At 49.1% G+C, this 20345-nt stretch carries 22 protein-coding genes; 10 read left to right on the forward strand and 12 right to left on the reverse strand.

Annotated elements, in window-relative coordinates:
* Positions 1–28 precede the first annotated feature (28 nt).
* From abgT to uspE, 4 genes are all read left to right on the forward strand, one after another.
* Positions 29–1555: a p-aminobenzoyl-glutamate transporter gene (abgT, locus tag ACJHYD_RS14505; protein ID WP_000062967.1), complete on the forward strand. Its 1527-nt coding sequence runs from the start codon at positions 29–31 to the stop codon at positions 1553–1555.
* A 10-nt stretch (positions 1556–1565) separates the two neighbouring features.
* The gene (gene ogt / locus ACJHYD_RS14510) at positions 1566–2081 is read left to right on the forward strand and encodes a methylated-DNA--[protein]-cysteine S-methyltransferase (protein WP_000945045.1); all 516 of its coding nucleotides are present in this window, start codon (positions 1566–1568) and stop codon (positions 2079–2081) included.
* 194 nt (positions 2082–2275) lie between these two features.
* The gene (fnr, locus tag ACJHYD_RS14515; protein ID WP_000611911.1) at positions 2276–3028 is read left to right on the forward strand and encodes a fumarate/nitrate reduction transcriptional regulator Fnr; all 753 of its coding nucleotides are present in this window, start codon (positions 2276–2278) and stop codon (positions 3026–3028) included.
* Positions 3029–3179: 151 nt separating this feature from the next.
* On the forward strand, positions 3180–4130 hold the full coding sequence (uspE, locus tag ACJHYD_RS14520) for a universal stress protein UspE (protein WP_001262123.1): 951 nt from the start codon (positions 3180–3182) through the stop codon (positions 4128–4130).
* A 49-nt stretch (positions 4131–4179) separates the two neighbouring features.
* Here the strand turns inward: uspE and ACJHYD_RS14525 are convergent, their stop codons facing one another.
* Positions 4180–4437 (reverse strand): DUF2534 family protein, encoded by a 258-nt coding sequence (locus tag ACJHYD_RS14525; RefSeq protein WP_000605090.1) that lies wholly within the window; start codon positions 4435–4437, stop codon positions 4180–4182.
* A 243-nt stretch (positions 4438–4680) separates the two neighbouring features.
* On the opposite strand from ACJHYD_RS14525, the gene ynaI reads away from it, so the two are divergent.
* Positions 4681–5712, forward strand: coding sequence for a low conductance mechanosensitive channel YnaI (gene ynaI, locus ACJHYD_RS14530; protein ID WP_000559899.1), 1032 nt, complete (start codon positions 4681–4683; stop codon positions 5710–5712).
* A 50-nt stretch (positions 5713–5762) separates the two neighbouring features.
* On the opposite strand, the gene mppA is transcribed toward ynaI, so the two are convergent.
* Together mppA and pgrR are read right to left on the reverse strand one after the other, a co-directional pair.
* Positions 5763–7376 carry a murein tripeptide ABC transporter substrate-binding protein MppA gene (mppA, locus tag ACJHYD_RS14535; RefSeq protein ID WP_001551030.1) on the reverse strand — a complete coding sequence of 538 codons (1614 nt, stop codon included), beginning with the start codon at positions 7374–7376 and terminating at the stop codon, positions 5763–5765.
* 336 nt (positions 7377–7712) lie between these two features.
* Positions 7713–8612 (reverse strand): DNA-binding transcriptional regulator PgrR, encoded by a 900-nt coding sequence (gene pgrR / locus ACJHYD_RS14540; protein WP_000817700.1) that lies wholly within the window; start codon positions 8610–8612, stop codon positions 7713–7715.
* A 137-nt stretch (positions 8613–8749) separates the two neighbouring features.
* Between pgrR and ACJHYD_RS14545 the strand changes: the two genes are divergently transcribed.
* From ACJHYD_RS14545 to mpaA, 3 genes are all read left to right on the forward strand, one after another.
* Entirely contained in the window at positions 8750–9670 is a 921-nt protein-coding gene (locus ACJHYD_RS14545) for an alpha/beta hydrolase (protein WP_000981716.1), read from the forward strand.
* A 70-nt stretch (positions 9671–9740) separates the two neighbouring features.
* Entirely contained in the window at positions 9741–10379 is a 639-nt protein-coding gene (locus ACJHYD_RS14550; RefSeq protein WP_000800177.1) for an SDR family oxidoreductase, read from the forward strand.
* Positions 10380–10669: 290 nt separating this feature from the next.
* Positions 10670–11398: a murein tripeptide amidase MpaA gene (mpaA, locus tag ACJHYD_RS14555; protein ID WP_001551029.1), complete on the forward strand. Its 729-nt coding sequence runs from the start codon at positions 10670–10672 to the stop codon at positions 11396–11398.
* On the opposite strand, the gene ycjG is transcribed toward mpaA, so the two are convergent.
* Complete coding sequence (gene ycjG / locus ACJHYD_RS14560) at positions 11373–12338, reverse strand: L-Ala-D/L-Glu epimerase (protein ID WP_001551028.1); 966 nt, start codon at positions 12336–12338, stop codon at positions 11373–11375. The genes mpaA and ycjG overlap by 26 nt on opposite strands.
* Positions 12339–12456: 118 nt before the next feature.
* Between ycjG and tpx the strand changes: the two genes are divergently transcribed.
* The gene (gene tpx / locus ACJHYD_RS14565; protein ID WP_000084387.1) at positions 12457–12963 is read left to right on the forward strand and encodes a thiol peroxidase; all 507 of its coding nucleotides are present in this window, start codon (positions 12457–12459) and stop codon (positions 12961–12963) included.
* Positions 12964–13006: 43 nt separating this feature from the next.
* Here the strand turns inward: tpx and tyrR are convergent, their stop codons facing one another.
* The 8 genes from tyrR to pspA all read right to left on the reverse strand — a co-directional run bounded on the left by tyrR (position 13007) and on the right by pspA (position 19194).
* A complete protein-coding gene (gene tyrR, locus ACJHYD_RS14570) occupies positions 13007–14548 on the reverse strand; it encodes a transcriptional regulator TyrR (protein WP_001309477.1) in 1542 nt (513 codons plus the stop codon).
* A gap of 147 nt (positions 14549–14695) precedes the next feature.
* On the reverse strand, positions 14696–15757 hold the full coding sequence (locus ACJHYD_RS14575) for a YcjF family protein (protein WP_001563821.1): 1062 nt from the start codon (positions 15755–15757) through the stop codon (positions 14696–14698).
* A complete protein-coding gene (locus ACJHYD_RS14580; protein ID WP_000825768.1) occupies positions 15754–17151 on the reverse strand; it encodes a YcjX family protein in 1398 nt (465 codons plus the stop codon). The genes ACJHYD_RS14575 and ACJHYD_RS14580 overlap by 4 nt, the downstream gene beginning before the upstream one ends.
* A 118-nt stretch (positions 17152–17269) precedes the next feature.
* Positions 17270–17584 carry a thiosulfate sulfurtransferase PspE gene (gene pspE / locus ACJHYD_RS14585; protein WP_000473128.1) on the reverse strand — a complete coding sequence of 105 codons (315 nt, stop codon included), beginning with the start codon at positions 17582–17584 and terminating at the stop codon, positions 17270–17272.
* Positions 17585–17658: 74 nt separating this feature from the next.
* Complete coding sequence (pspD, locus tag ACJHYD_RS14590; RefSeq protein WP_001295585.1) at positions 17659–17880, reverse strand: phage shock protein PspD; 222 nt, start codon at positions 17878–17880, stop codon at positions 17659–17661.
* Positions 17881–17888: 8 nt separating this feature from the next.
* The gene (gene pspC / locus ACJHYD_RS14595; RefSeq protein WP_000907387.1) at positions 17889–18248 is read right to left on the reverse strand and encodes an envelope stress response membrane protein PspC; all 360 of its coding nucleotides are present in this window, start codon (positions 18246–18248) and stop codon (positions 17889–17891) included.
* Complete coding sequence (gene pspB / locus ACJHYD_RS14600; RefSeq protein ID WP_001274963.1) at positions 18248–18472, reverse strand: envelope stress response membrane protein PspB; 225 nt, start codon at positions 18470–18472, stop codon at positions 18248–18250. The genes pspC and pspB overlap by 1 nt, the downstream gene beginning before the upstream one ends.
* A 53-nt stretch (positions 18473–18525) precedes the next feature.
* On the reverse strand, positions 18526–19194 hold the full coding sequence (gene pspA / locus ACJHYD_RS14605; protein WP_000511021.1) for a phage shock protein PspA: 669 nt from the start codon (positions 19192–19194) through the stop codon (positions 18526–18528).
* A 166-nt stretch (positions 19195–19360) separates the two neighbouring features.
* On the opposite strand from pspA, the gene pspF reads away from it, so the two are divergent.
* Positions 19361–20338: a phage shock protein operon transcriptional activator gene (gene pspF, locus ACJHYD_RS14610; protein ID WP_000852835.1), complete on the forward strand. Its 978-nt coding sequence runs from the start codon at positions 19361–19363 to the stop codon at positions 20336–20338.
* Positions 20339–20345 lie beyond the last annotated feature (7 nt).

The following is a 20345-nucleotide window of genomic DNA, read 5'->3' on the forward strand; positions in this document are numbered from 1 at the left end:
ACGCAAACACAACAAACGAGGAATGCCCATGAGTATGTCATCCATACCGTCGTCCTCCCAATCCGGGAAGCTCTATGGCTGGGTCGAAAGAATTGGTAACAAGGTTCCCCATCCTTTTTTGCTCTTTATCTATTTGATTATCGTACTCATGGTGACGACGGCAATTTTGTCGGCCTTTGGCGTCAGTGCAAAAAACCCGACCGATGGTACGCCGGTGGTGGTGAAAAACCTGCTCAGTGTGGAAGGATTACACTGGTTTTTACCCAATGTTATTAAAAACTTTAGCGGTTTTGCTCCACTTGGTGCGATCCTGGCGCTGGTTTTAGGTGCCGGTCTGGCGGAGCGCGTCGGCTTACTACCAGCGCTAATGGTTAAAATGGCATCGCATGTTAATGCCCGCTACGCCAGTTATATGGTGCTGTTTATTGCTTTTTTCAGCCACATTTCTTCCGATGCGGCGTTAGTGATCATGCCACCGATGGGTGCGCTAATTTTTCTGGCGGTGGGCAGGCATCCAGTTGCAGGTTTACTTGCCGCCATTGCAGGCGTAGGTTGCGGCTTTACGGCTAATTTACTGATTGTCACAACCGACGTGTTGCTGTCGGGGATCAGCACGGAGGCTGCGGCTGCGTTCAATCCGCAAATGCACGTCAGTGTAATTGATAACTGGTATTTTATGGCCAGCTCCGTAGTCGTACTGACGATTGTTGGCGGCCTGATAACCGACAAAATCATTGAGCCACGTTTAGGTCAATGGCAGGGAAACAGCGATGAGAAACTGCAGACATTGACCGAAAGTCAGCGTTTTGGTTTACGCATAGCAGGTGTCGTATCGCTACTTTTTATTGCTGCGATTGCGCTGATGGTGATCCCGGAAAACGGGATATTGCGCGATCCGATTAATCACACCGTGATGCCATCCCCCTTTATTAAAGGTATCGTGCCACTGATCATTCTTTTTTTCTTTGTGGTCTCGCTGGCTTATGGCATCGCTACCCGCACAATTCGACGTCAGGCGGATTTACCGCATTTAATGATTGAACCGATGAAAGAGATGGCGGGATTTATCGTGATGGTTTTTCCCCTCGCCCAGTTTGTCGCCATGTTTAACTGGAGCAACATGGGGAAATTCATCGCCGTGGGGCTGACCGATATACTGGAAAGTTCAGGGCTTAGCGGCATCCCGGCGTTTGTCGGTCTGGCGTTGCTTTCCTCTTTCTTATGCATGTTTATCGCCAGCGGTTCCGCAATCTGGTCGATTCTGGCCCCCATTTTCGTACCGATGTTTATGCTACTTGGCTTTCACCCGGCATTTGCGCAAATCCTCTTTCGTATTGCCGACTCATCCGTATTGCCTTTAGCGCCAGTATCTCCTTTTGTTCCACTGTTTCTTGGATTCCTGCAACGCTACAAACCAGACGCGAAACTGGGTACTTACTATTCGTTAGTTTTGCCCTATCCACTTATCTTTTTGGTGGTATGGCTGCTGATGTTGCTGGCGTGGTATCTTGTCGGTCTGCCGATAGGTCCGGGGATTTACCCACGTTTGTCTTAAGAGAGAACGGATGCTGAGATTACTTGAAGAAAAAATTGTCACGCCACTGGGTCCACTGTGGGTGATTTGCGATGAGCAATTTCGCCTGCGGGCGGTTGAATGGGAAGAGTACAGCGAACGCATGGTGCAGCTGCTGGACATCCATTATCGCAAAGAAGGCTATGAGCGCATTTCTGCCACCAACCCAGGCGGTTTAAGCGACAAACTTCGTGATTATTTTGCCGGTAATCTTAGCATTATTGATACGCTTCCCACTGCCACAGGGGGGACGCCATTTCAGCGCGAAGTCTGGAAAACACTACGCACTATCCCCTGCGGGCAGGTAATGCATTACGGTCAACTGGCCGAACAATTGGGTCGCCCTGGCGCGGCGCGTGCCGTTGGTGCGGCTAACGGATCGAATCCCATCAGCATTGTTGTGCCTTGTCATCGGGTCATTGGCAGAAACGGTACCATGACCGGATATGCAGGCGGAGTTCAGCGAAAAGAGTGGTTATTGCGCCACGAAGGTTATCTTTTGCTGTAAACATTAAACAATTTGTGCCAGCTTGTTCACACTTTTATGTAAAGTTACCCTTAACAACTTAAGGGTTTTCAAATAGATAGACATATATTTACATCTAATATCGGAATTCTCTGCTGTTAAGGTTTGCTTAGACTTACTTGCTCCCTAAAAAGATGTTAAAATTGACAAATATCAATTACGGCTTGAGCAGACCTATGATCCCGGAAAAGCGAATTATACGGCGCATTCAGTCTGGCGGTTGTGCTATCCATTGCCAGGATTGCAGCATCAGCCAGCTTTGCATCCCGTTCACACTCAACGAACATGAGCTTGATCAGCTTGATAATATCATTGAGCGGAAGAAGCCTATTCAGAAAGGCCAGACGCTGTTTAAGGCTGGTGATGAACTTAAATCGCTTTATGCCATCCGCTCCGGTACGATTAAAAGTTATACCATCACTGAGCAAGGCGACGAGCAAATTACTGGTTTCCATTTAGCAGGCGATCTGGTGGGATTTGATGCCATCGGCAGCGGTCATCACCCGAGCTTCGCGCAGGCGCTGGAAACCTCGATGGTATGTGAAATCCCGTTCGAAACGCTGGACGATTTGTCTGGTAAAATGCCGAATCTGCGTCAGCAGATGATGCGTCTGATGAGCGGTGAAATCAAAGGCGATCAGGACATGATCCTGCTGTTGTCGAAGAAAAATGCCGAGGAACGTCTGGCTGCATTCATCTACAACCTGTCCCGTCGTTTTGCCCAACGCGGCTTCTCCCCTCGTGAATTCCGCCTGACGATGACTCGTGGCGATATCGGTAACTATCTGGGCCTGACGGTAGAAACCATCAGCCGTCTGCTGGGTCGCTTCCAGAAAAGCGGTATGCTGGCAGTCAAAGGTAAATACATCACCATCGAAAATAACGATGCGCTGGCCCAGCTTGCTGGTCATACGCGTAACGTTGCCTGATTTTTCCGCATAACTCACTATCCTTCTGTCATATCATTAAATTTTTCTGATTTATTGATCTGGCAGAAGGTTCATCACTGTTTCATTCACCAGATATGGGTTAATCTTTTAATTACAAACTGCGTTGACAGTTGTTGTAAGGAGACCCTGTATGGCTATGTATCAGAACATGCTCGTTGTTATCGATCCTAACCAGGACGACCAACCAGCATTGCGGCGAGCTGTTTATTTACATCAACGGATTGGTGGCAAAATTAAAGCCTTTTTGCCGATCTATGACTTCTCATACGAAATGACCACCCTGCTCTCTCCGGACGAACGTACCGCTATGCGTCAGGGCGTCATCAGCCAGCGTACAGCCTGGATCCACGAGCAGGCAAAATATTATCTCAATGCTGGCGTTCCCATTGAAATTAAAGTGGTCTGGCATAACCGTCCTTTCGAAGCCATCATTCAGGAAGTGATCAGCGGCGGGCACGATTTGGTGCTAAAAATGGCGCACCAACATGACCGTCTGGAAGCGGTGATTTTTACGCCAACGGACTGGCATCTGTTACGCAAATGCCCAAGCCCGGTGTGGATGGTGAAAGACCAGCCGTGGCCGGAAGGGGGTAAGGCGCTGGTGGCGGTGAATCTCGCCAGTGAAGAGCCGTACCATAATGCGCTCAATGAAAAACTGGTCAAAGAGACGATCGAACTGGCAGAACAAGTCAACCATACTGAAGTTCATCTGGTTGGCGCTTATCCGGTAACGCCAATTAATATCGCGATTGAACTGCCGGAATTTGATCCGAGCGTTTATAACGATGCCATTCGTGGGCAACATTTGCTGGCAATGAAAGCCCTACGGCAGAAATTCGGCATTAATGAAAACATGACGCACGTAGAAAAAGGTCTGCCAGAAGAGGTGATTCCTGATTTGGCGGAGCATTTACAGGCGGGGATTGTGGTTCTGGGCACGGTCGGACGCACCGGTATTTCAGCAGCATTCCTCGGCAACACGGCGGAACAGGTGATTGATCATCTTCGCTGCGACCTGCTGGTCATTAAACCTGACCAGTATCAGACACCCGTTGAACTGGATGACGAAGAAGACGATTAACGACTCTTCAATAACTGACAAGGCCCGAGTTATCGGGCCTATTTTTTACTTACTGCTCTTCGCCGCCAAGAAAATAAATTCCCAACGGTATTGCCAGCAACACAGTAAAGACCAGGCTATAAACAAAAATCATCGATGACTGAATCACATACATTGATGTCGTCCACTCAGACAGCGGAATATTGTACTGTTCTATAACGCCGCCGATGGTCGCGCGAGTCACAACCGACGCCGCAATAATGAAAACCGCCAACAAACCAAAGAGAAATTTCTTCCCTTTCGCTGACTTCAGTTTCGCCATAATCATGATGTAATCCTTGTGCAGACAAATTTCTTGTTACCTAAACGTAACAATACCATGACATTTTACCGTTGTCTGCTCTGAAAACCTTACCTCTTAGCTGGATTTACAATCAACGCATTGATTAGTTAGCTAATGTTGCTACTTCCTTCCCTGACTATTGATGATCTGAATGAATTGTCGCGGTAAAATAGCCCCGCCAGGGGTTTCCGGCATGACGACAATTATCTGGAGGAGCCTGATAAAACAATGATCGCTGAACTGTTTACAAATAATGCGCTTAATCTGGTCATTATTTTCGGTAGCTGCGCAGCATTGATTCTGATGAGCTTTTGGTTTCGCCGCGGAAATCGTAAAAGAAAAGGTTTTTTATTCCATGCGGTGCAATTTTTAATCTACACCATAATTATCAGTGCTGTTGGTAGCATCATTAATTATGTTATAGAAAACTATAAACTCAAATTTATCACCCCAGGCGTTATCGATTTTATCTGTACGTCCCTGATTGCGGTTATTCTGACGATTAAGCTATTTCTGCTGATTAATCAGTTTGAAAAACAGCAGATTAAAAAAGGTCGCGATATCACCAGTGCGCGGATTATGTCGCGTATCATCAAAATCACCATTATTGTGGTGCTTGTTCTGCTTTATGGCGAACATTTCGGCATGAGCCTTTCTGGCTTGTTGACCTTTGGTGGTATTGGTGGTCTGGCTGTCGGTATGGCCGGTAAAGATATTCTGAGTAACTTCTTTTCCGGGATTATGCTCTATTTCGACCGTCCTTTTAGTATTGGCGACTGGATCCGTTCACCGGACAGAAATATCGAAGGTACAGTAGCGGAAATTGGCTGGCGAATTACCAAAATTACGACCTTTGATAATCGTCCATTGTACGTACCGAACTCGCTGTTTTCGTCGATCAGCGTAGAAAATCCTGGACGAATGACCAACCGGCGCATTACCACGACCATTGGTTTACGTTATGAGGATGCGGCAAAAGTGGGCGTTATTGTCGAAGCCGTACGTGAGATGCTGAAAAATCACCCGGCCATCGACCAGCGACAAACCTTACTGGTTTATTTCAACCAGTTTGCCGATTCGTCATTAAATATTATGGTTTATTGCTTTACCAAAACCACGGTATGGGCTGAATGGCTTGCTGCACAGCAAGACGTTTATTTGAAGATTATCGATATTGTACAGTCACACGGCGCGGACTTTGCCTTCCCCAGCCAGACGCTGTATATGGATAACATTACACCGCCGGACCAGGGTCGCTAAATCAGACATCACTGGCGTTATCCACAAGGGTAACGCCAATTCCCATCACATCAATGCTTCACAATATACATAGTCCGACTGTACGCCACATCTTCCGGGTTATTAATGGGATAACCTTTCAGCCACGGCTTGATTAATCGTCCATTGGTATATTGATAAATTGGTGCAATCGGTGCTTGCTCCATGAGGATTTTTTCTGCCGCATTGTAATCGGCATTACGCGCTTTAACGGTATTTTCCGTTGATGCCTGGGCCAGTACTTTGTCGTATGCCGGATTGTTAAAGCGTGAAATATTCCCTGAATGCGTTGACGTTAACAACGTAAGGAAAGTGGAGGGTTCATTATAATCCCCTACCCATGAGGCGCGGATAACATCAAAATTGCCGGTGTTACGGCTATCGATATAGGTTTTCCATTCCTGATTCTGCAATTTAACATCTACGCCAAGGTTCTTTTTCCACATCGATGCTACAGCAATCGCAATTTTTTGATGGTTTTCTGAAGTGTTATACAAAAGCGTCAGCTTCAGCGGTTTTTGCGGACCATAACCAGCGGCGCTCAACAAAGTTTTTGCCTGCGCATTCAGTTCTTCCTGACTCATTTGTTCAAACGGCGAAGGCTCCGGCGTAAAACCGGCAGTAACATCTGGTGTAAAATGCCACGCTGGCTTTTCCCCCGTCCCCAACACTTTTTCGGTCATCAGGCGGCGATCTATCGTCATACTTAATGCCAGGCGAACGCGCTGATCGGCCGTCGGCCCTTTTTGCGTGTTAAACGCATAATAATAGGTCCCGAGCTGCGGCGGCGTATAAACCTGCCCCGGAATATCCTTCAACAGCTTCTGATACATATTTTTCGGGAAGGATTCGGTGATATCAATATCCCCCGCGAGGTAACGCTTAGTGGCTGCGGATTCCTGATTAATTGGCAGGAAGGTCACTTTTTGCAGTACCGTTTTGGCGTTATCCCAATAATGGGTATTCGGTACCACGACCAGTTTTTCATTGACTACGCGCTCTTTAAGAACATAAGCGCCATTGCCGATCAGTTTTCCGGGTTTCGTCCACTCTTTACTGCTTTCTACGTTGGCTTTTTGCACCGGGAAGAAGGCAAAGTTAGCGGTTAAATTCACAAACCACGGCAACGGTTTATCAAGCTGAATTTTCAAAGTATGGGCATCAACTGCGGTGACGCCAAGCTGGTCAGGCGTAGCTTTACCATCAATAATCGCCTGTGCGTTGTTGATTCCCGCCAGCGCGGCAAACCATGCAAATGGCGATAGCGTTTTCGGGTCCACCAGACGCTGCCAGCTGTAGACAAAATCTTGCGCCGTTACCGGTGTGCCATCCGCCCATTTTGCGTTATCGCGCAGGGTAAAAGTCCAGATACGGTTGTCATTACTTTTCCACTGAGTCGCAACGCCGGGGACAATCTCCCCTTTCTCGTTCTGATTCACCAGTCCTTCAAACAGATCGCGAATGACCTGAATCTCTGGCAGGCCCACGGCTTTAGCGGGATCCAGCGACGCAGGCTCATCTTTAATGTGGCGCACCAACTCCTGCTTCTCTGCCAGTACTGTGCCGCTCGGAACTTCTGCAGCATACGAAAGAGAAATGCTGCTGATCAACAGCGCACAACACGTGACTGAAACAGAGTGCTTCATAAGTTTCCCTCTAACCGACATTAAAATTGATGCGTAATTATTTGTTTCGCCTTAAAGAAATGCAAACAACTTCCATCAAAAAAGTGACAAAGGAAGCATCAAATGTTTTAAGTATCAATATATCAAATCAGATTTAGTGTAAATAATAGTCTCCAAAATGCGGTAAAGCACATAGAACTCCGAACACTACGTTCGGGCTTCGCACGTTCAAACCCGTTTTCGGTATCATAATCAGCATCTGTCGCCATTGTGCGAAGAATAAAAAATAACCAAAACGTTGAAAGGAACTGAGAATACGTTAAGAGAAGAATTAAATTAATGTATCAGCAAGTAGTGCTAAACAGCACCTTTATACTTCAGCCTATCTATAAATAATGAGAATGCCGAGCCAGCATGTCGACGGTGTGGATAGTACAGGTGATAACCGGGTAAATCTGGTGTGAATTTATCCAAAACACGTATCAGTTTTTTTTCTTTAATAGCCCGCTCAACCTGATCATAAGGTAGATACGCCAATCCATGCCCATCAATTGCAGCATCAATGATCAGGTCTATCGTATTCAGTAAAAGCTGACCTTCCATGCGAACACGAACTTCACGTCCACCGCGTATTAATCTCCAGCGATTTGCTGTACCCGATGTGGGAAGATACAAATTAATTGCCTGATGATCTATTAATTGTGACACTGACGTTGGAGCACTTCGACGAGAAAAATAATCCGGTGAGCCAACAATAGCCATTGGTATATCTGGCCCGATTCGAATGGCGATCATATCTTTATCCATCTCCCCACCCAGACGGACGCCTGCATCAAAACGTTCAGAAACGACATCGGTCAAACCATAATCAATGGTAAGCTGGATATCAATTTCAGGATGCGATTTCAGGAATGTGCGCATAGCTGGTAACAATATCGTTTTTGCTGCATGTTCTACAGTAGTAATACGTATTGTCCCGGATGGGCGGTTCTGCAGATCGCTCAGGGATGTCAGGGCAGAATCTATGTCATGCAACATAGGGCCAAGAACAGACAAAAGATGCTCGCCCGCTTCAGTGGGTACAACGCTGCGCGTGGTTCGCGTCAGAAGCCGCAATCCTAATCGTTCTTCTATACGGCGCACTATCTGGCTTAAAGCTGATTGCGCCATGCTCAGGCGGGCTGCTGCGCGAGTGAAGCTACGCTCCTCTGCAACGACGACAAACGCCATCAGATCAGCGATTTCTTCACGCTTCATTCAGTATCTCCATACAATCTATTAATCATTTAAATGATAGGTCTAATCATAATTTAGGGTCTAATCAACTTAATGATCAATATCTATAGTGATATCACCAACCGCCAAAACGAACCGACAACTCCATGAGGAACGGAATGATGAATAATAAAGTCAGCTTCACTAACAGCAATAATCCAACCATCTCTTTGTCTGCAGTGATCTATTTCCCTCCAAAATTTGATGAAACCCGTCAGTATCCGGCAATTGTGGTATCTCACCCAGGTGGGGGCGTTAAAGAGCAAACGGCCGGAACCTATGCCGAAAAACTGGCGGAAAAGGGATTTGTCACTATTGCTTATGACGCATCTTATCAAGGTGAAAGCGGCGGCGAGCCGCGTCAGTTAGAAAACCCATACATTCGTACTGAAGACGTCAGTGCCGTGATTGATTACCTGACAACGCTTTCTTATGTCGACAATACCCGAATTGGTGCGATGGGAATTTGTGCCGGTGCAGGATATACAGCCAATGCTGCAATTCAGGATCGCCGCATCAAGGCCATCGGTACCGTTAGTGCGGTCAATATTGGTTCGATGTTCCGTAATGGTTGGGAAAACAATGTGAAATCTATTGATGCCCTACCATACGTTGACGCGGGTTCAAACGCCCGAACCAGCGATATTAGCAGCGGAGAATACGCCACCATGCCACTGGCACCAATGAAGGAGTCCGATGCGCCGAACGAAGAACTGCGTCAGGCCTGGGAGTATTACCACACCCCTCGCGCGCAGTATCCAACAGCACCGGGTTACGCTACTTTGCGCAGCCTTAACCAGATTATTACCTATGATGCTTACCATATGGCGGAAGTGTACCTGACTCAGCCGATACAGATTGTGGCGGGCAGCCAGGCAGGGAGCAAATGGATGAGTGACGACCTGTACGATCGAGCATCAAGCCAGGATAAACGCTATCACATTGTTGAAGGCGCAAACCATATGGATCTTTATGACGGCAAAGTCTATGTGGCTGAAGCAATTTCAGTATTAGCGCCGTTCTTTGAGGAAACTCTGTAATGAAACATATTCAAATCCGTAATAGTGATATGGCCTGGCATATTGCTGCCAATAATCTGGGAAAAGTTTCATGAAAAATGTACTGATTCTTGGTGCTGGCGGTCAGATAGCCCGCCATGTGATTAATCAACTGGCAGATAAACAAACCATTAAACAAACTTTATTTGCCCGTCAGCCAGCAAAAATCCACAAACCCTATCCAACTAATAGCAAGATTATTATGGGGGATGTACTGAATCATGCAGCACTGAAGCAGGCCATGCAGGGACAGGATGTTGTGTATGCCAACCTTACGGGGGAAGATTTAGATATTCAGGCAAATTCAGTGATCGCTGCGATGAAAGCCTGTGATGTTAAACGTCTGATCTTTGTTCTTTCCCTCGGTATTTATGATGAAGTTCCAGGAAAATTTGGCGAATGGAATAATGCAGTTATTGGTGAACCCCTAAAACCATTCCGCAGGGCTGCGGATGCAATTGAGGCTTCTGGACTGGAATATACAATTCTTCGCCCTGCCTGGCTGACTGATGAAGATATTATTGATTATGAGCTTACCTCACGCAATGAACCATTCAAAGGTACGATCGTATCACGTAAGAGTGTCGCAGCATTAATTACAGATATCATCGATAAACCTGAGAAACACATTGGTGAGAATATAGGCATCAATCAACCCGGGACTGATGGCGATAAGCCATTCTTCATGTAAATCAATTATATAGCTACCATCGTACTGTACTATGTGCAGTACGATTTATTAAACTTATTAAGGTGAACTGATCAATCAGATGCGATTAACATGTGTAGAACCAGTAAGAATAAAATACGCCATGTATATAACATTACGACAATTCTAATATCTGCACATCAATGAAAATGCAAACAACTTCCGGCAAAAAAGTGATACAAGATCGATGACATAGCGTTGAAGAAAAGGATTTGATAATCCGCAAAATTTGCACAACACTGCCTGTAATACTTCCTGAACCAGAGACGATCATGACCGTAACTCGCCCACGCGCCGAACGCGGCGCATTTCCGCCCGGAACAGAACATTACGGACGTTCATTATTGGGCGCGCCGTTAATCTGGTTTCCTGCCCCTGCAGCCAGCCGCGAAAGTGGTTTGATTCTGGCTGGCACTCACGGTGATGAAAACTCTTCGATCGTCACGCTCTCCTGTGCTCTGCGGACGTTGACACCTTCTTTGCGCCGCCATCATGTGGTGCTGTGTGTGAATCCTGACGGCTGCCAGTTAGGGTTACGGGCCAATGCTAATGGTGTGGATTTAAACAGAAACTTTCCGGCGGCGAATTGGAAGGAAGGTGAAACCGTTTATCGCTGGAACAGCGCCGCTGAAGAACGTGATGTCGTATTGCTGACAGGTGACAAACCTGGCTCTGAACCTGAAACCCAGGCGCTGTGCCAGCTTATACACCGCATTCAACCCGCCTGGGTGGTCTCATTCCACGATCCGCTGGCCTGTATTGAAGATCCCAGACACAGTGAATTAGGCGAATGGCTGGCCCAGGCGTTTGAATTGCCTCTGGTAACCAGCGTCGGTTATGAAACACCTGGCTCTTTCGGCAGTTGGTGTGCAGATCTCAACTTGCATTGCATCACCGCAGAGTTTCCGCCCATCTCCTCCGACGAAGCCAGCGAAAAATATCTCTTTGCGATGGCAAACTTGCTGCGCTGGCATCCTAAAGATGCAATTCGCCCGTCGTGAACTGAAGCGCCGGTTCCACATCTACCGCCAGCCAGGTCGGTCCGTCAAGATCGGCGAAACTGACCTGCGGCACCAGCGGTAAAGCGGCGCTAATGGCACGAGAGGTACACAACATGCAGCCCAGCATCAGACTAAAACCTTGTGCACGTGATTCAGTCGCCAGCGCCAGCGCTTCCGTCAGGCCACCCGTTTTATCGAGCTTAATGTTAACCATCTCATAGCGCCCTTTCAGCGCCTTCAGATTGCTACGAGTATGACAACTTTCATCTGCGCAAATCGGTAACGGATGAATAAAATTCTCCAACGCCGCATCGTCCTGCGCAGGAAGCGGTTGTTCAAGCATCGCAACGCCTAAATCCGCCAATAGCTGGCAACGCGCCGCCAACCCTTCTGCACGCCAGGATTCATTTGCATCAACGATCAGCGTCGCATCGGGCACAGCGGTGCGAATTGCCACCATCCGCTCACTGATAAGATGGTTATCCAGCTTTACTTTCAGTAATTTCGCGCCTGCCTGCCAGAGTGTTGATGCACTATTGGCCATCTGATCAGGCGTACCGATGACTACCGTCTGTGCAGTGATAACTGTCCCGGGAAGCGTTATGCCGATCAAATCAGCCAGCGATTGCTGCTGTTTTCGCGCCGCGAGATCCCACAATGCACAATCCAGCGCATTACGTGCTGCGCCGGCAGGGAGAATTTTTTGCAACTCCTCCCGTGTCAGCCCTTTCTCTAATTGCGGTACGACGCTCATAATTTGCGCCATTACCGAGGCATCACTTTCTCCATAACGCGGATACGGCGTGCATTCGCCGGTGCCTTTAATACCTTCTTCTTCCAGTTCAACCACCACCACGCGCGCTTCACTGCGACTTCCCCGAGCAATCACAAACGGGGTATGTAAGGGCCAGGCTTCCTCGAATACCTTAACGGTTCTCATCTTTACTCCTTGTTGTCGCGGTGGTCTGCGGATTAAGCGCAAATAGCGTTTGCTGTGTTATTGACAGTTAGCATAAACTAGGTGTGACGTTAACTATATGTAAACAGGAAAGATAATCATGTCACAAACCGTTCATTTCCAGGGCAACCCGGTTACAGTCGCCAATTCCATCCCGCAGGCGGGTAGCAAAGCGCAGACTTTTACTCTCGTGGCAAAAGATCTGTCTGACGTCACCCTCGGTCAGTTTGCGGGTAAACGCAAAGTGCTGAACATTTTCCCGAGTATTGATACCGGTGTTTGCGCCGCATCAGTACGTAAGTTTAACCAACTGGCAACCGAGATCGACAACACCGTTGTGCTGTGTATCTCTGCCGATCTGCCGTTCGCCCAGTCTCGTTTCTGCGGCGCAGAAGGTCTGAACAACGTTATCACCCTCTCCACTTTCCGTAACGCTGAATTCCTGCAAGCCTACGGTGTGGCAATTGCTGATGGCCCACTGAAAGGTCTGGCAGCGCGTGCCGTTGTGGTTATTGATGAAAATGACAATGTGATTTTCAGCCAGCTGGTGGATGAAATCACCACCGAGCCGGATTACGAAGCAGCTCTGGCTGTACTGAAAGCATAAGTTAATATGCCTGATGGTGTTGCACCATCAGGCATATTCGCGCTTACTCTTCGTTCTTCTTCTGACTCAGACCATATTCCCGCAACTTATTGGCAATCGCGGTATGCGAAACGCCCAGGCGTTTTGCCAGTTTGCGCGTGCTGGGATAATTGCGATAAAGCTGGGTTAATACCGAGCGTTCAAAACGGCTGGTGATTTCGTCCAGCGAACCTTCCATCGCATCTTCGCCCACGGCTACCGTTGTGGCGTCATAATCCGGTAACAAAATATCCTGTGGACGCAGCTCATAACCGTCCAGTTGTGTCAGTGCGCGATAAATAGCGTTCTTTAACTGCCGCACATTTCCCGGCCACGCATAACGCGTAAGTACAGTATTCAGGTCAGCGGCCAGTTTCGGACGCGGCACGCCCTGCTCGTCGGCAAAGCGGGCGACGAACAGCTCGGTTAACGGCATGATGTCCTGCGGACAGTCACGTAGCGGCGGCAGATTGAGCGTCAACACGTTCAGACGATAATAGAGATCTTCACGGAACACGCCTTTTTGCACCAGTTCGACCAGATTCTTCTGCGTAGCGCAAATCACCCGCACATCGACATGCACCTCATGGTCTTCGCCAACCCGACGGAAAGTGCCATCATTAAGGAAACGCAGTAATTTCGCCTGCATCCGTGGTGACATCTCACCTATTTCATCCAGCAGTACCGAACCACCGTTCGCCTGCTCAAAGAACCCTTTCTTCCCTTCCGGAGCATGACCAAACAGTTCACTCTCGACCGCATCTTCCGGGATAGAAGCACAGTTCAGCGCCAGATAGGGTTTGCCCGCGCGTGGGCTTGCCTGATGACAGGCATACGCAAAGAGATCTTTTCCGGTGCCGGTATCACCGGTTATCAGCAATGGCGCGCTTAGCATCGCCAGTTTCTGCGCCTGTTCGACAACATGCTTCATTTTCGGGCTGACGGCGACAATTTGACTAAAGGCGCTGACGTCCTGGGCGGCGACATTTTGCAACTGACGGCCCATACGAATCGTTGATCGCAACATCACCACCGCACCGGTCAGGACGTGTTGATCATTTTCATCCTGAAGATAAACAGGCGTAATCTCCATCAGGAAATTCTGTCCATTAATAACGACATGCTCGTTATGGGAATCCTGCGGTTCGCTTTCCAGCCAGCGTAAAAAATTAAAGCCGTTAATCAATTGTGCGGCGGTATGGTTGCGCAGGCGATCCAATTTTTGCCCAAAAAGCTGACAGCTCGCCGGGTTCGCCATATCCACTTTGCTTTTCATATCGACAGAGAGCACAGGTTCAGGCAATGCCTCCAGTAACGCGCTCAACGCCAGATGCTCACGCTCGGAAGGCATCCACGGGACAGTACGCACATCGGTAACACCTGCAATACGGCGTATTTCGGCCATCAGACTGCTGAAACTCTCAAACTCCAGTTCAGCAAAATTGAGGTAGATTCGCCCAATGGGATCAATCTCAATACCGCGTAAATCAATGCCTCTTAGCACGAGTAGATCGAGTAATTCGCGGGTCAGACCGAGTCGGTCTTCACAAAAGACTTCCAGACGCATGGGAACCTTCACCTGAAAAAAGAACAATTAATATGATGATATGACACTATTTGGATAGCAGGAAGGTTTCTGTCAACAATCATTGACACAAAGACGGAAAAACGGGCACTTCGGCGTAAAGATATCCGGTCAGCACCCGATATTGCATTATTTTTCGCTGGGCGTTTTGCCTTTTTGCAGAGTTTCTTTCACCTGACCGATAAGCTGACGACGGAAATCCCCGAGGCGTGGCTTGTCATCGTCAATCCACGGCAGAGGGCGGCAAAGCTCCATAGCTTTAATCCCCAGTCGTGCCGTCAGAAGTCCTGCACCAATCCCCTGAGCTGCCCGGGTAGACAAACGCGCAGCGAGATCTTGCGACATCCAGTCCATCCCCACGTCGCGCACCAGTTCGCTGGCTCCGGCGAAAGCGATATTCAGCAATACCAGCTTAAACAGGCGCAAACGGCTGTAATATCCCAGTTCAATGCCATACAGCGTGGCGATGCGATTAATCAAACGCAGATTGCGCCAGGCGATAAACGCCATATCCACCAGCGCCAGCGGGCTGACCGCAATCATCAACGTTGATTCCGCCGCCGAACGGCTGATTTCGCGCCGCGCCTGGGCATCTAAAACTGGCTGGACCAAATGCGCATACAGGCTGACCACTTCACGGTCGTTTTGCGTTTCATGGATTGAGGCATACCAGCGCTGCAGCGCCGGATGCGACTGATCGATACCCGCCTGCTGCGCCAGTTTTTCGCAGAATGCACGGCCTTTACCCGTGCCGTGACTGTGCAACAAATCGCGCGCTTCGTCGCGTTCATGGGCGCGCTGTCGCAAGCGCCATAAGCGCCGCCACTCTGTTACCACAGAACCTACGCCAGCGCCGATAATCAATGCCCCAGCGGCACATCCACCCAGCGCCACCCAGTCCTGGGTTTGCCAGGCGTTCATTGTCCACTGCACGCCCTGCCCGACAACGCTTGCGCCAAACAGAGCCAACCCGCCTATCACCATTTTGCGCCACAGGCTGCGTTTCGGACGTAACGCTGCGTCGATCACCGCTTCAACTTGCCCCTCTTCTTCCTGCGCTTCGTCGAGCGTGGCCGGGGCAAAATTTTGCGCCTGATTTTCGTCAAAGGTCTGTTGCGCCCTGAATTTTGGATTCTGATCGACCTCCAGTGGACCGTCGAAATCAATACGTGGTTTTAACGGTTCGGTCATCGCAATTTATCTCCTATTAAAAATTCCAGCGCAGCATCAAGACGAATATGCGGTAGCGGTTTGTCGACATCCATCACCTGCGGACGAAACGCCTCAAACTGGAAGCCTTGCTTATCCCAGAACGCCTGACCAGGCAAACGTGCGGGAACTTCGCCAGGATAAACAGTGAGCGGTGCGCCATCACTGAGTCGATTACCGCGCAGCGCCGGGATTTTCTCACCGTTAACATCAATAATGCCGCTGGTGGTCGCCTGAACTGACGCCAGCCCCAGGCAGTCCATGCTGATCCCTTCGAACGCCGCATTTTGCCAGGCATCCTGAATTAGTTGTTGCAGTAATGAAACCATATTGGCGTGCTGATCGATGGTCACATGGTCTGCTTTAGTCGCAGCAAACAATAGCTTATCGATAACCGGCGAAAACAAACGCCGGAACAGGGTTCGCTGCCCGTAGTGGAAACTTTGCATCAGCTGCGTCAGCGCCAGACGCATATCATTAAATGCCTGTGGCCCACTGTTGAGAGGCTGCAGGCAATCCACCAGCACAATCTGGCGGTCAAAGCGCAGAAAATGATTCTTATAGAACCCCTTCACCACCTTCTCGCAATAATAATTAAAGCGCTCGCGCAGCATTCCGGCATTGGTATGCTTATCGGCCTGCGCCAGTTTGGACTCGCCCCAGGCATCGACATCCGGCCACGGGAAGAATTGCAGCGCGGGTGCTCCTGCCATATCTCCCGGCAAGACAAAGCGCCCAGGCTGAATAAAGTGCAACCCCTGCTGTTTGCAGTGGTGGAGATACTCGGTCCAGGCGGCGGCAATGTCTGCCAGCCGGTTTTCGTCGGCAGGCGCTAGCGGGTCCAGCCCTTCGCACATCATTCGCCATTTCGCCGACCATTCGCCGCGCTGACCATTGAGTAAGCCCGTCATCTGGCGCGACCAGCTTAAATAGTCCTGCGCCAGCATCGGCAGGTCGAGCAACCATTCGCCGGGGTAATCCACAATTTCCAGATACAGCGTGGAGGTGTCCTTAAAGTGGCGTAGCAGCGAATCGTTCGATTTAAAACGTAACGCCAGGCGAATTTCACTGACGCCGCGCGTAGGCGTCGGCCAGGCGGGAGGATCGCCATATAACTGCGCCAACCCTTCATCATAGGTGAAGCGCGGAATGCCAAAGTCACGCTGGGGAATGCGTTTTACGCCCAGCAGGCGCTCTTCACGCACCGCACTTAAAAGCGGCAAACGTGCTCCGGCATGAATATTGAGCAACTGATTAACCATCGCGGTGATAAACGCTGTTTTGCCGCTGCGGCTAAGTCCGGTTACAGCGAGGCGCAGATGTCTGTCGACACCCCGATTCACCAGCGCATTAAGTTCATTTTTAAGTCGCTTCATTGCTGTCCTGTGCCAGAAAGCTGTAGAAAGGATTAGATACTGGAGATAATAATGTGGGTTAATTTTGATTTATCAAATGAGTAAGCGGCGTTGTTTACACCGCTCAATAAGTAATTTGTTAACCTTTGACCTTCGGCATTGCGATGTCTTTCAGGCCGCCGGCGTTCTCAACGTGGGTATATCCCATCTCGCTAAGGATCTCTTTTGCCTGCCCTGACTGGCGTCCGGCATTGCAATACACTTTCACGGTGTCGTTTTTATCCGGAACGGCGGTGGCAATGCGCTCTTTCACTTCCTTCAGGGGAATATTGATGGCTCCCTGAACGTGCTCTTGCTGATACTGCTCTGGAACACGAACATCGATCCAGTGTTCAGCGGCGAAAACGGGCAGTGAAAACACCAGTGTCAGAGCAAGTAAGCCTTTTTTAAACATGTAAGCGTCCTTCTATGGATGAAAATTGCCATCCATAATATGCCTTAGCTTTAACAATTTTTGCGAAACTCCCCTCACCTTTTATAACGCTGCGCCAGTTTATTGGCAGCCCGACTTAACAGCGGTTCCAGCGCCACGGCCAGCAACATTTTCAGTGGTCGGCGAGCAACTGATTTTATCGCCCAGCCAGCTACACCCGCCGGGCCATAGCGCAGTGCGGTAAGAAGTACCAGCTTGCCTGCTAATTTGAAACCAGGCTTCACCTTTTGCCCGGCCTGTTGCCAGCGAGTATTCATAACTTTCCTCACAGTTGACGGAAACGGCTACGTAACGTGAAAGTATCGGAAGTGACATAACGTTCCATCTCGCGTAAACGCGTTTCACTTGCCGCCAGTTCACGGTCGACTTCATCCAGCAATTCACTGCTGGAAGGTAGCTGCTCACCAAAGGCCATGTTGTCCGGCATTGGATCAAGCGCAAATGACAAAATGATGTAAGCAACCAGGGTAAACAGCGCCAGACCGAAGAAAATCGACAGCACCACCAGGATACGCACCAGTTTTACTGGTACATCAAAATAGTTGGCAATCCCGGCGCAGACGCCACGGACCATGCCCTGCTGTGGAATACGCCATAATTTTTTATTGAGATTAATGCCCGCCATTAGCGATCCCTCCAGTTCGGATGTTCTGCATCAAGAATGGATTCCAGCGCCTGAATACGTTCGCGCATCCGTTTTGCTTCATCAGCCAGTTGCGCTAATCGCTGCTGCTCACTTTGCGACAATTCACTGCGACCAGAACGATTGCTGTAATGCAGCCATAACCAGATCGGTAAAACAAACAGCACAAAAATGGTTAACGGAATAGCCAGAAATAGCGCGCTCATAAGGACTCCTTAGACGATGAGCGGCGGCGCGTTCAGACGCCGCCTGGATGTTATTATTGATTGTCTTGCTTCATTTTGGCTTTTAATTGTGCCAGTTGCTCGCTGATTGCATCATCGGCTTTCAGTTCGGCAAACTGATCGTCCAGCGATTTTTGTTTACCGAAGCTGTGGCTTTCTGCTTCCGCTTCCATCTGGTCAATTCGACGTTCGAAAGATTCGAAACGAGCCATTGCTTCATCCAGTTTGCCATTGTCCAGCTGACGACGCACATCGCGCGACGAGTTTGCCGCCTGATGGCGTAACATCAATGCCTGCTGGCGAGCGCGTGTTTCGCTCAATTTGTTTTCCAGCTCGCCGATCTCTTTCTTCATGCGTGCCAGCGTATCGTCCACCAGCGTCACTTCATGTTCCAGGCTCTTAATCAGATCGGTCAGTTTCTGTTTTTCAATTAACGCCGCACGCGCCAGATCCTCTCTCTCTTTCAGCAGCGCCAGTTCGGCTTTTTCCTGCCATTCAACTTCACGCGCCGACGCTTGTTCAATACGGCGAGTCAGCTGTTTCTTTTCTGCCAGCGCACGCGCCGAAGTAGAACGCACTTCAACCAATGTATCTTCCATCTCCTGGATCATCAAACGCACCAGTTTCTGTGGATCTTCCGCTTTCTCTAACAGAGCGTTGATGTTGGCATTCACGATGTCGGCAAAGCGAGAAAAAATACCCATAATGTTGTCCTCTTGATTTCTGCGTTCAGGATTGTCCTGCTGAACTATTAATACAATTTGCGTGCCAATTTTTTATCTTTTTGATTTATAAAGATCTGATTGAAGAATCAACAGCAACATGCCAGGATGAGTTAGCGAATTACACTAACAAGTGGCGAATTTCATCATGGCAGAATACAAAGATAATTTACTCGGTGAGGCGAACAGCTTTCTCGAAGTGCTGGAACAGGTTTCGCATCTCGCACCGCTGGACAAACCGGTGCTCATCATCGGCGAGCGCGGCACAGGTAAAGAGCTGATTGCCAGCCGTCTGCATTATCTCTCCTCCCGTTGGCAGGGGCCGTTTATTTCCCTTAACTGCGCGGCGTTAAATGAAAATCTGCTGGATTCCGAACTGTTTGGTCACGAAGCGGGCGCGTTTACCGGTGCGCAAAAACGTCATCCAGGGAGATTTGAACGTGCCGACGGCGGTACGCTATTTCTTGATGAACTCGCTACGGCACCGATGATGGTGCAGGAGAAATTATTGCGCGTGATTGAGTACGGTGAACTGGAGCGCGTTGGCGGCAGCCAGCCATTGCAGGTGAATGTGCGGTTGGTATGCGCGACGAATGCCGATCTCCCGGCGATGGTCAATGAAGGTACTTTTCGCGCTGACCTGCTCGACCGGCTGGCTTTCGATGTAGTGCAACTGCCGCCCCTGCGCGAGCGCGAAAGCGACATTATGCTGATGGCAGAACACTTTGCCATTCAGATGTGTCGGGAAATCAAGCTGCCTCTGTTCCCGGGGTTTACGGAGCGCGCCAGAGAAACATTGCTGAATTATCGCTGGCCGGGAAATATTCGTGAATTGAAAAACGTGGTGGAACGTTCAGTATATCGCCACGGCACCAGCGATTATCCGCTTGATGACATTATTATTGATCCCTTTAAACGGCGTCCGCCTGAAGACGCTATCGCCGTTTCAGAAACCACCTCGCTTCCAACACTGCCGCTGGATTTACGTGAGTTTCAGATGCAGCAGGAAAAAGAGTTGCTGCAACTCAGTTTGCAACAAGGGAAATATAACCAGAAGCGCGCAGCTGAATTGCTGGGGTTAACCTATCATCAGTTCCGCGCGTTGTTGAAAAAGCACCAGATTTAGCGAAGTT

The organism is Escherichia sp. WS1368, from assembly GCF_046487485.1.
In the GTDB taxonomy this organism is placed as follows: domain Bacteria; phylum Pseudomonadota; class Gammaproteobacteria; order Enterobacterales; family Enterobacteriaceae; genus Escherichia; species Escherichia coli.

Coding starts and splice junctions, on each gene's coding strand:
- pspD (WP_001295585.1), bottom strand. CDS start 17,880: ATGAATACTCGCTGGCAACAGGCCGGGCAAAAGGTGAAGCCTGGTTTC.
- ACJHYD_RS14580 (WP_000825768.1), bottom strand. CDS start 17,151: ATGAAGCGACTTAAAAATGAACTTAATGCGCTGGTGAATCGGGGTGTC.
- mppA (WP_001551030.1), bottom strand. CDS start 7,376: ATGAAGCACTCTGTTTCAGTCACGTGTTGTGCGCTGTTGATCAGCAGC.
- pspF (WP_000852835.1), top strand. CDS start 19,361: ATGGCAGAATACAAAGATAATTTACTCGGTGAGGCGAACAGCTTTCTC.
- tyrR (WP_001309477.1), bottom strand. CDS start 14,548: ATGCGTCTGGAAGTCTTTTGTGAAGACCGACTCGGTCTGACCCGCGAA.
- ogt (WP_000945045.1), top strand. CDS start 1,566: ATGCTGAGATTACTTGAAGAAAAAATTGTCACGCCACTGGGTCCACTG.
- ACJHYD_RS14575 (WP_001563821.1), bottom strand. CDS start 15,757: ATGACCGAACCGTTAAAACCACGTATTGATTTCGACGGTCCACTGGAG.
- mpaA (WP_001551029.1), top strand. CDS start 10,670: ATGACCGTAACTCGCCCACGCGCCGAACGCGGCGCATTTCCGCCCGGA.
- pspC (WP_000907387.1), bottom strand. CDS start 18,248: ATGGCGGGCATTAATCTCAATAAAAAATTATGGCGTATTCCACAGCAG.
- fnr (WP_000611911.1), top strand. CDS start 2,276: ATGATCCCGGAAAAGCGAATTATACGGCGCATTCAGTCTGGCGGTTGT.
- pspA (WP_000511021.1), bottom strand. CDS start 19,194: ATGGGTATTTTTTCTCGCTTTGCCGACATCGTGAATGCCAACATCAAC.
- pgrR (WP_000817700.1), bottom strand. CDS start 8,612: ATGAAGCGTGAAGAAATCGCTGATCTGATGGCGTTTGTCGTCGTTGCA.
- ACJHYD_RS14525 (WP_000605090.1), bottom strand. CDS start 4,437: ATGATTATGGCGAAACTGAAGTCAGCGAAAGGGAAGAAATTTCTCTTT.
- ACJHYD_RS14545 (WP_000981716.1), top strand. CDS start 8,750: ATGATGAATAATAAAGTCAGCTTCACTAACAGCAATAATCCAACCATC.
- abgT (WP_000062967.1), top strand. CDS start 29: ATGAGTATGTCATCCATACCGTCGTCCTCCCAATCCGGGAAGCTCTAT.
- ACJHYD_RS14550 (WP_000800177.1), top strand. CDS start 9,741: ATGAAAAATGTACTGATTCTTGGTGCTGGCGGTCAGATAGCCCGCCAT.
- tpx (WP_000084387.1), top strand. CDS start 12,457: ATGTCACAAACCGTTCATTTCCAGGGCAACCCGGTTACAGTCGCCAAT.
- pspB (WP_001274963.1), bottom strand. CDS start 18,472: ATGAGCGCGCTATTTCTGGCTATTCCGTTAACCATTTTTGTGCTGTTT.
- pspE (WP_000473128.1), bottom strand. CDS start 17,584: ATGTTTAAAAAAGGCTTACTTGCTCTGACACTGGTGTTTTCACTGCCC.
- uspE (WP_001262123.1), top strand. CDS start 3,180: ATGGCTATGTATCAGAACATGCTCGTTGTTATCGATCCTAACCAGGAC.
- ycjG (WP_001551028.1), bottom strand. CDS start 12,338: ATGAGAACCGTTAAGGTATTCGAGGAAGCCTGGCCCTTACATACCCCG.
- ynaI (WP_000559899.1), top strand. CDS start 4,681: ATGATCGCTGAACTGTTTACAAATAATGCGCTTAATCTGGTCATTATT.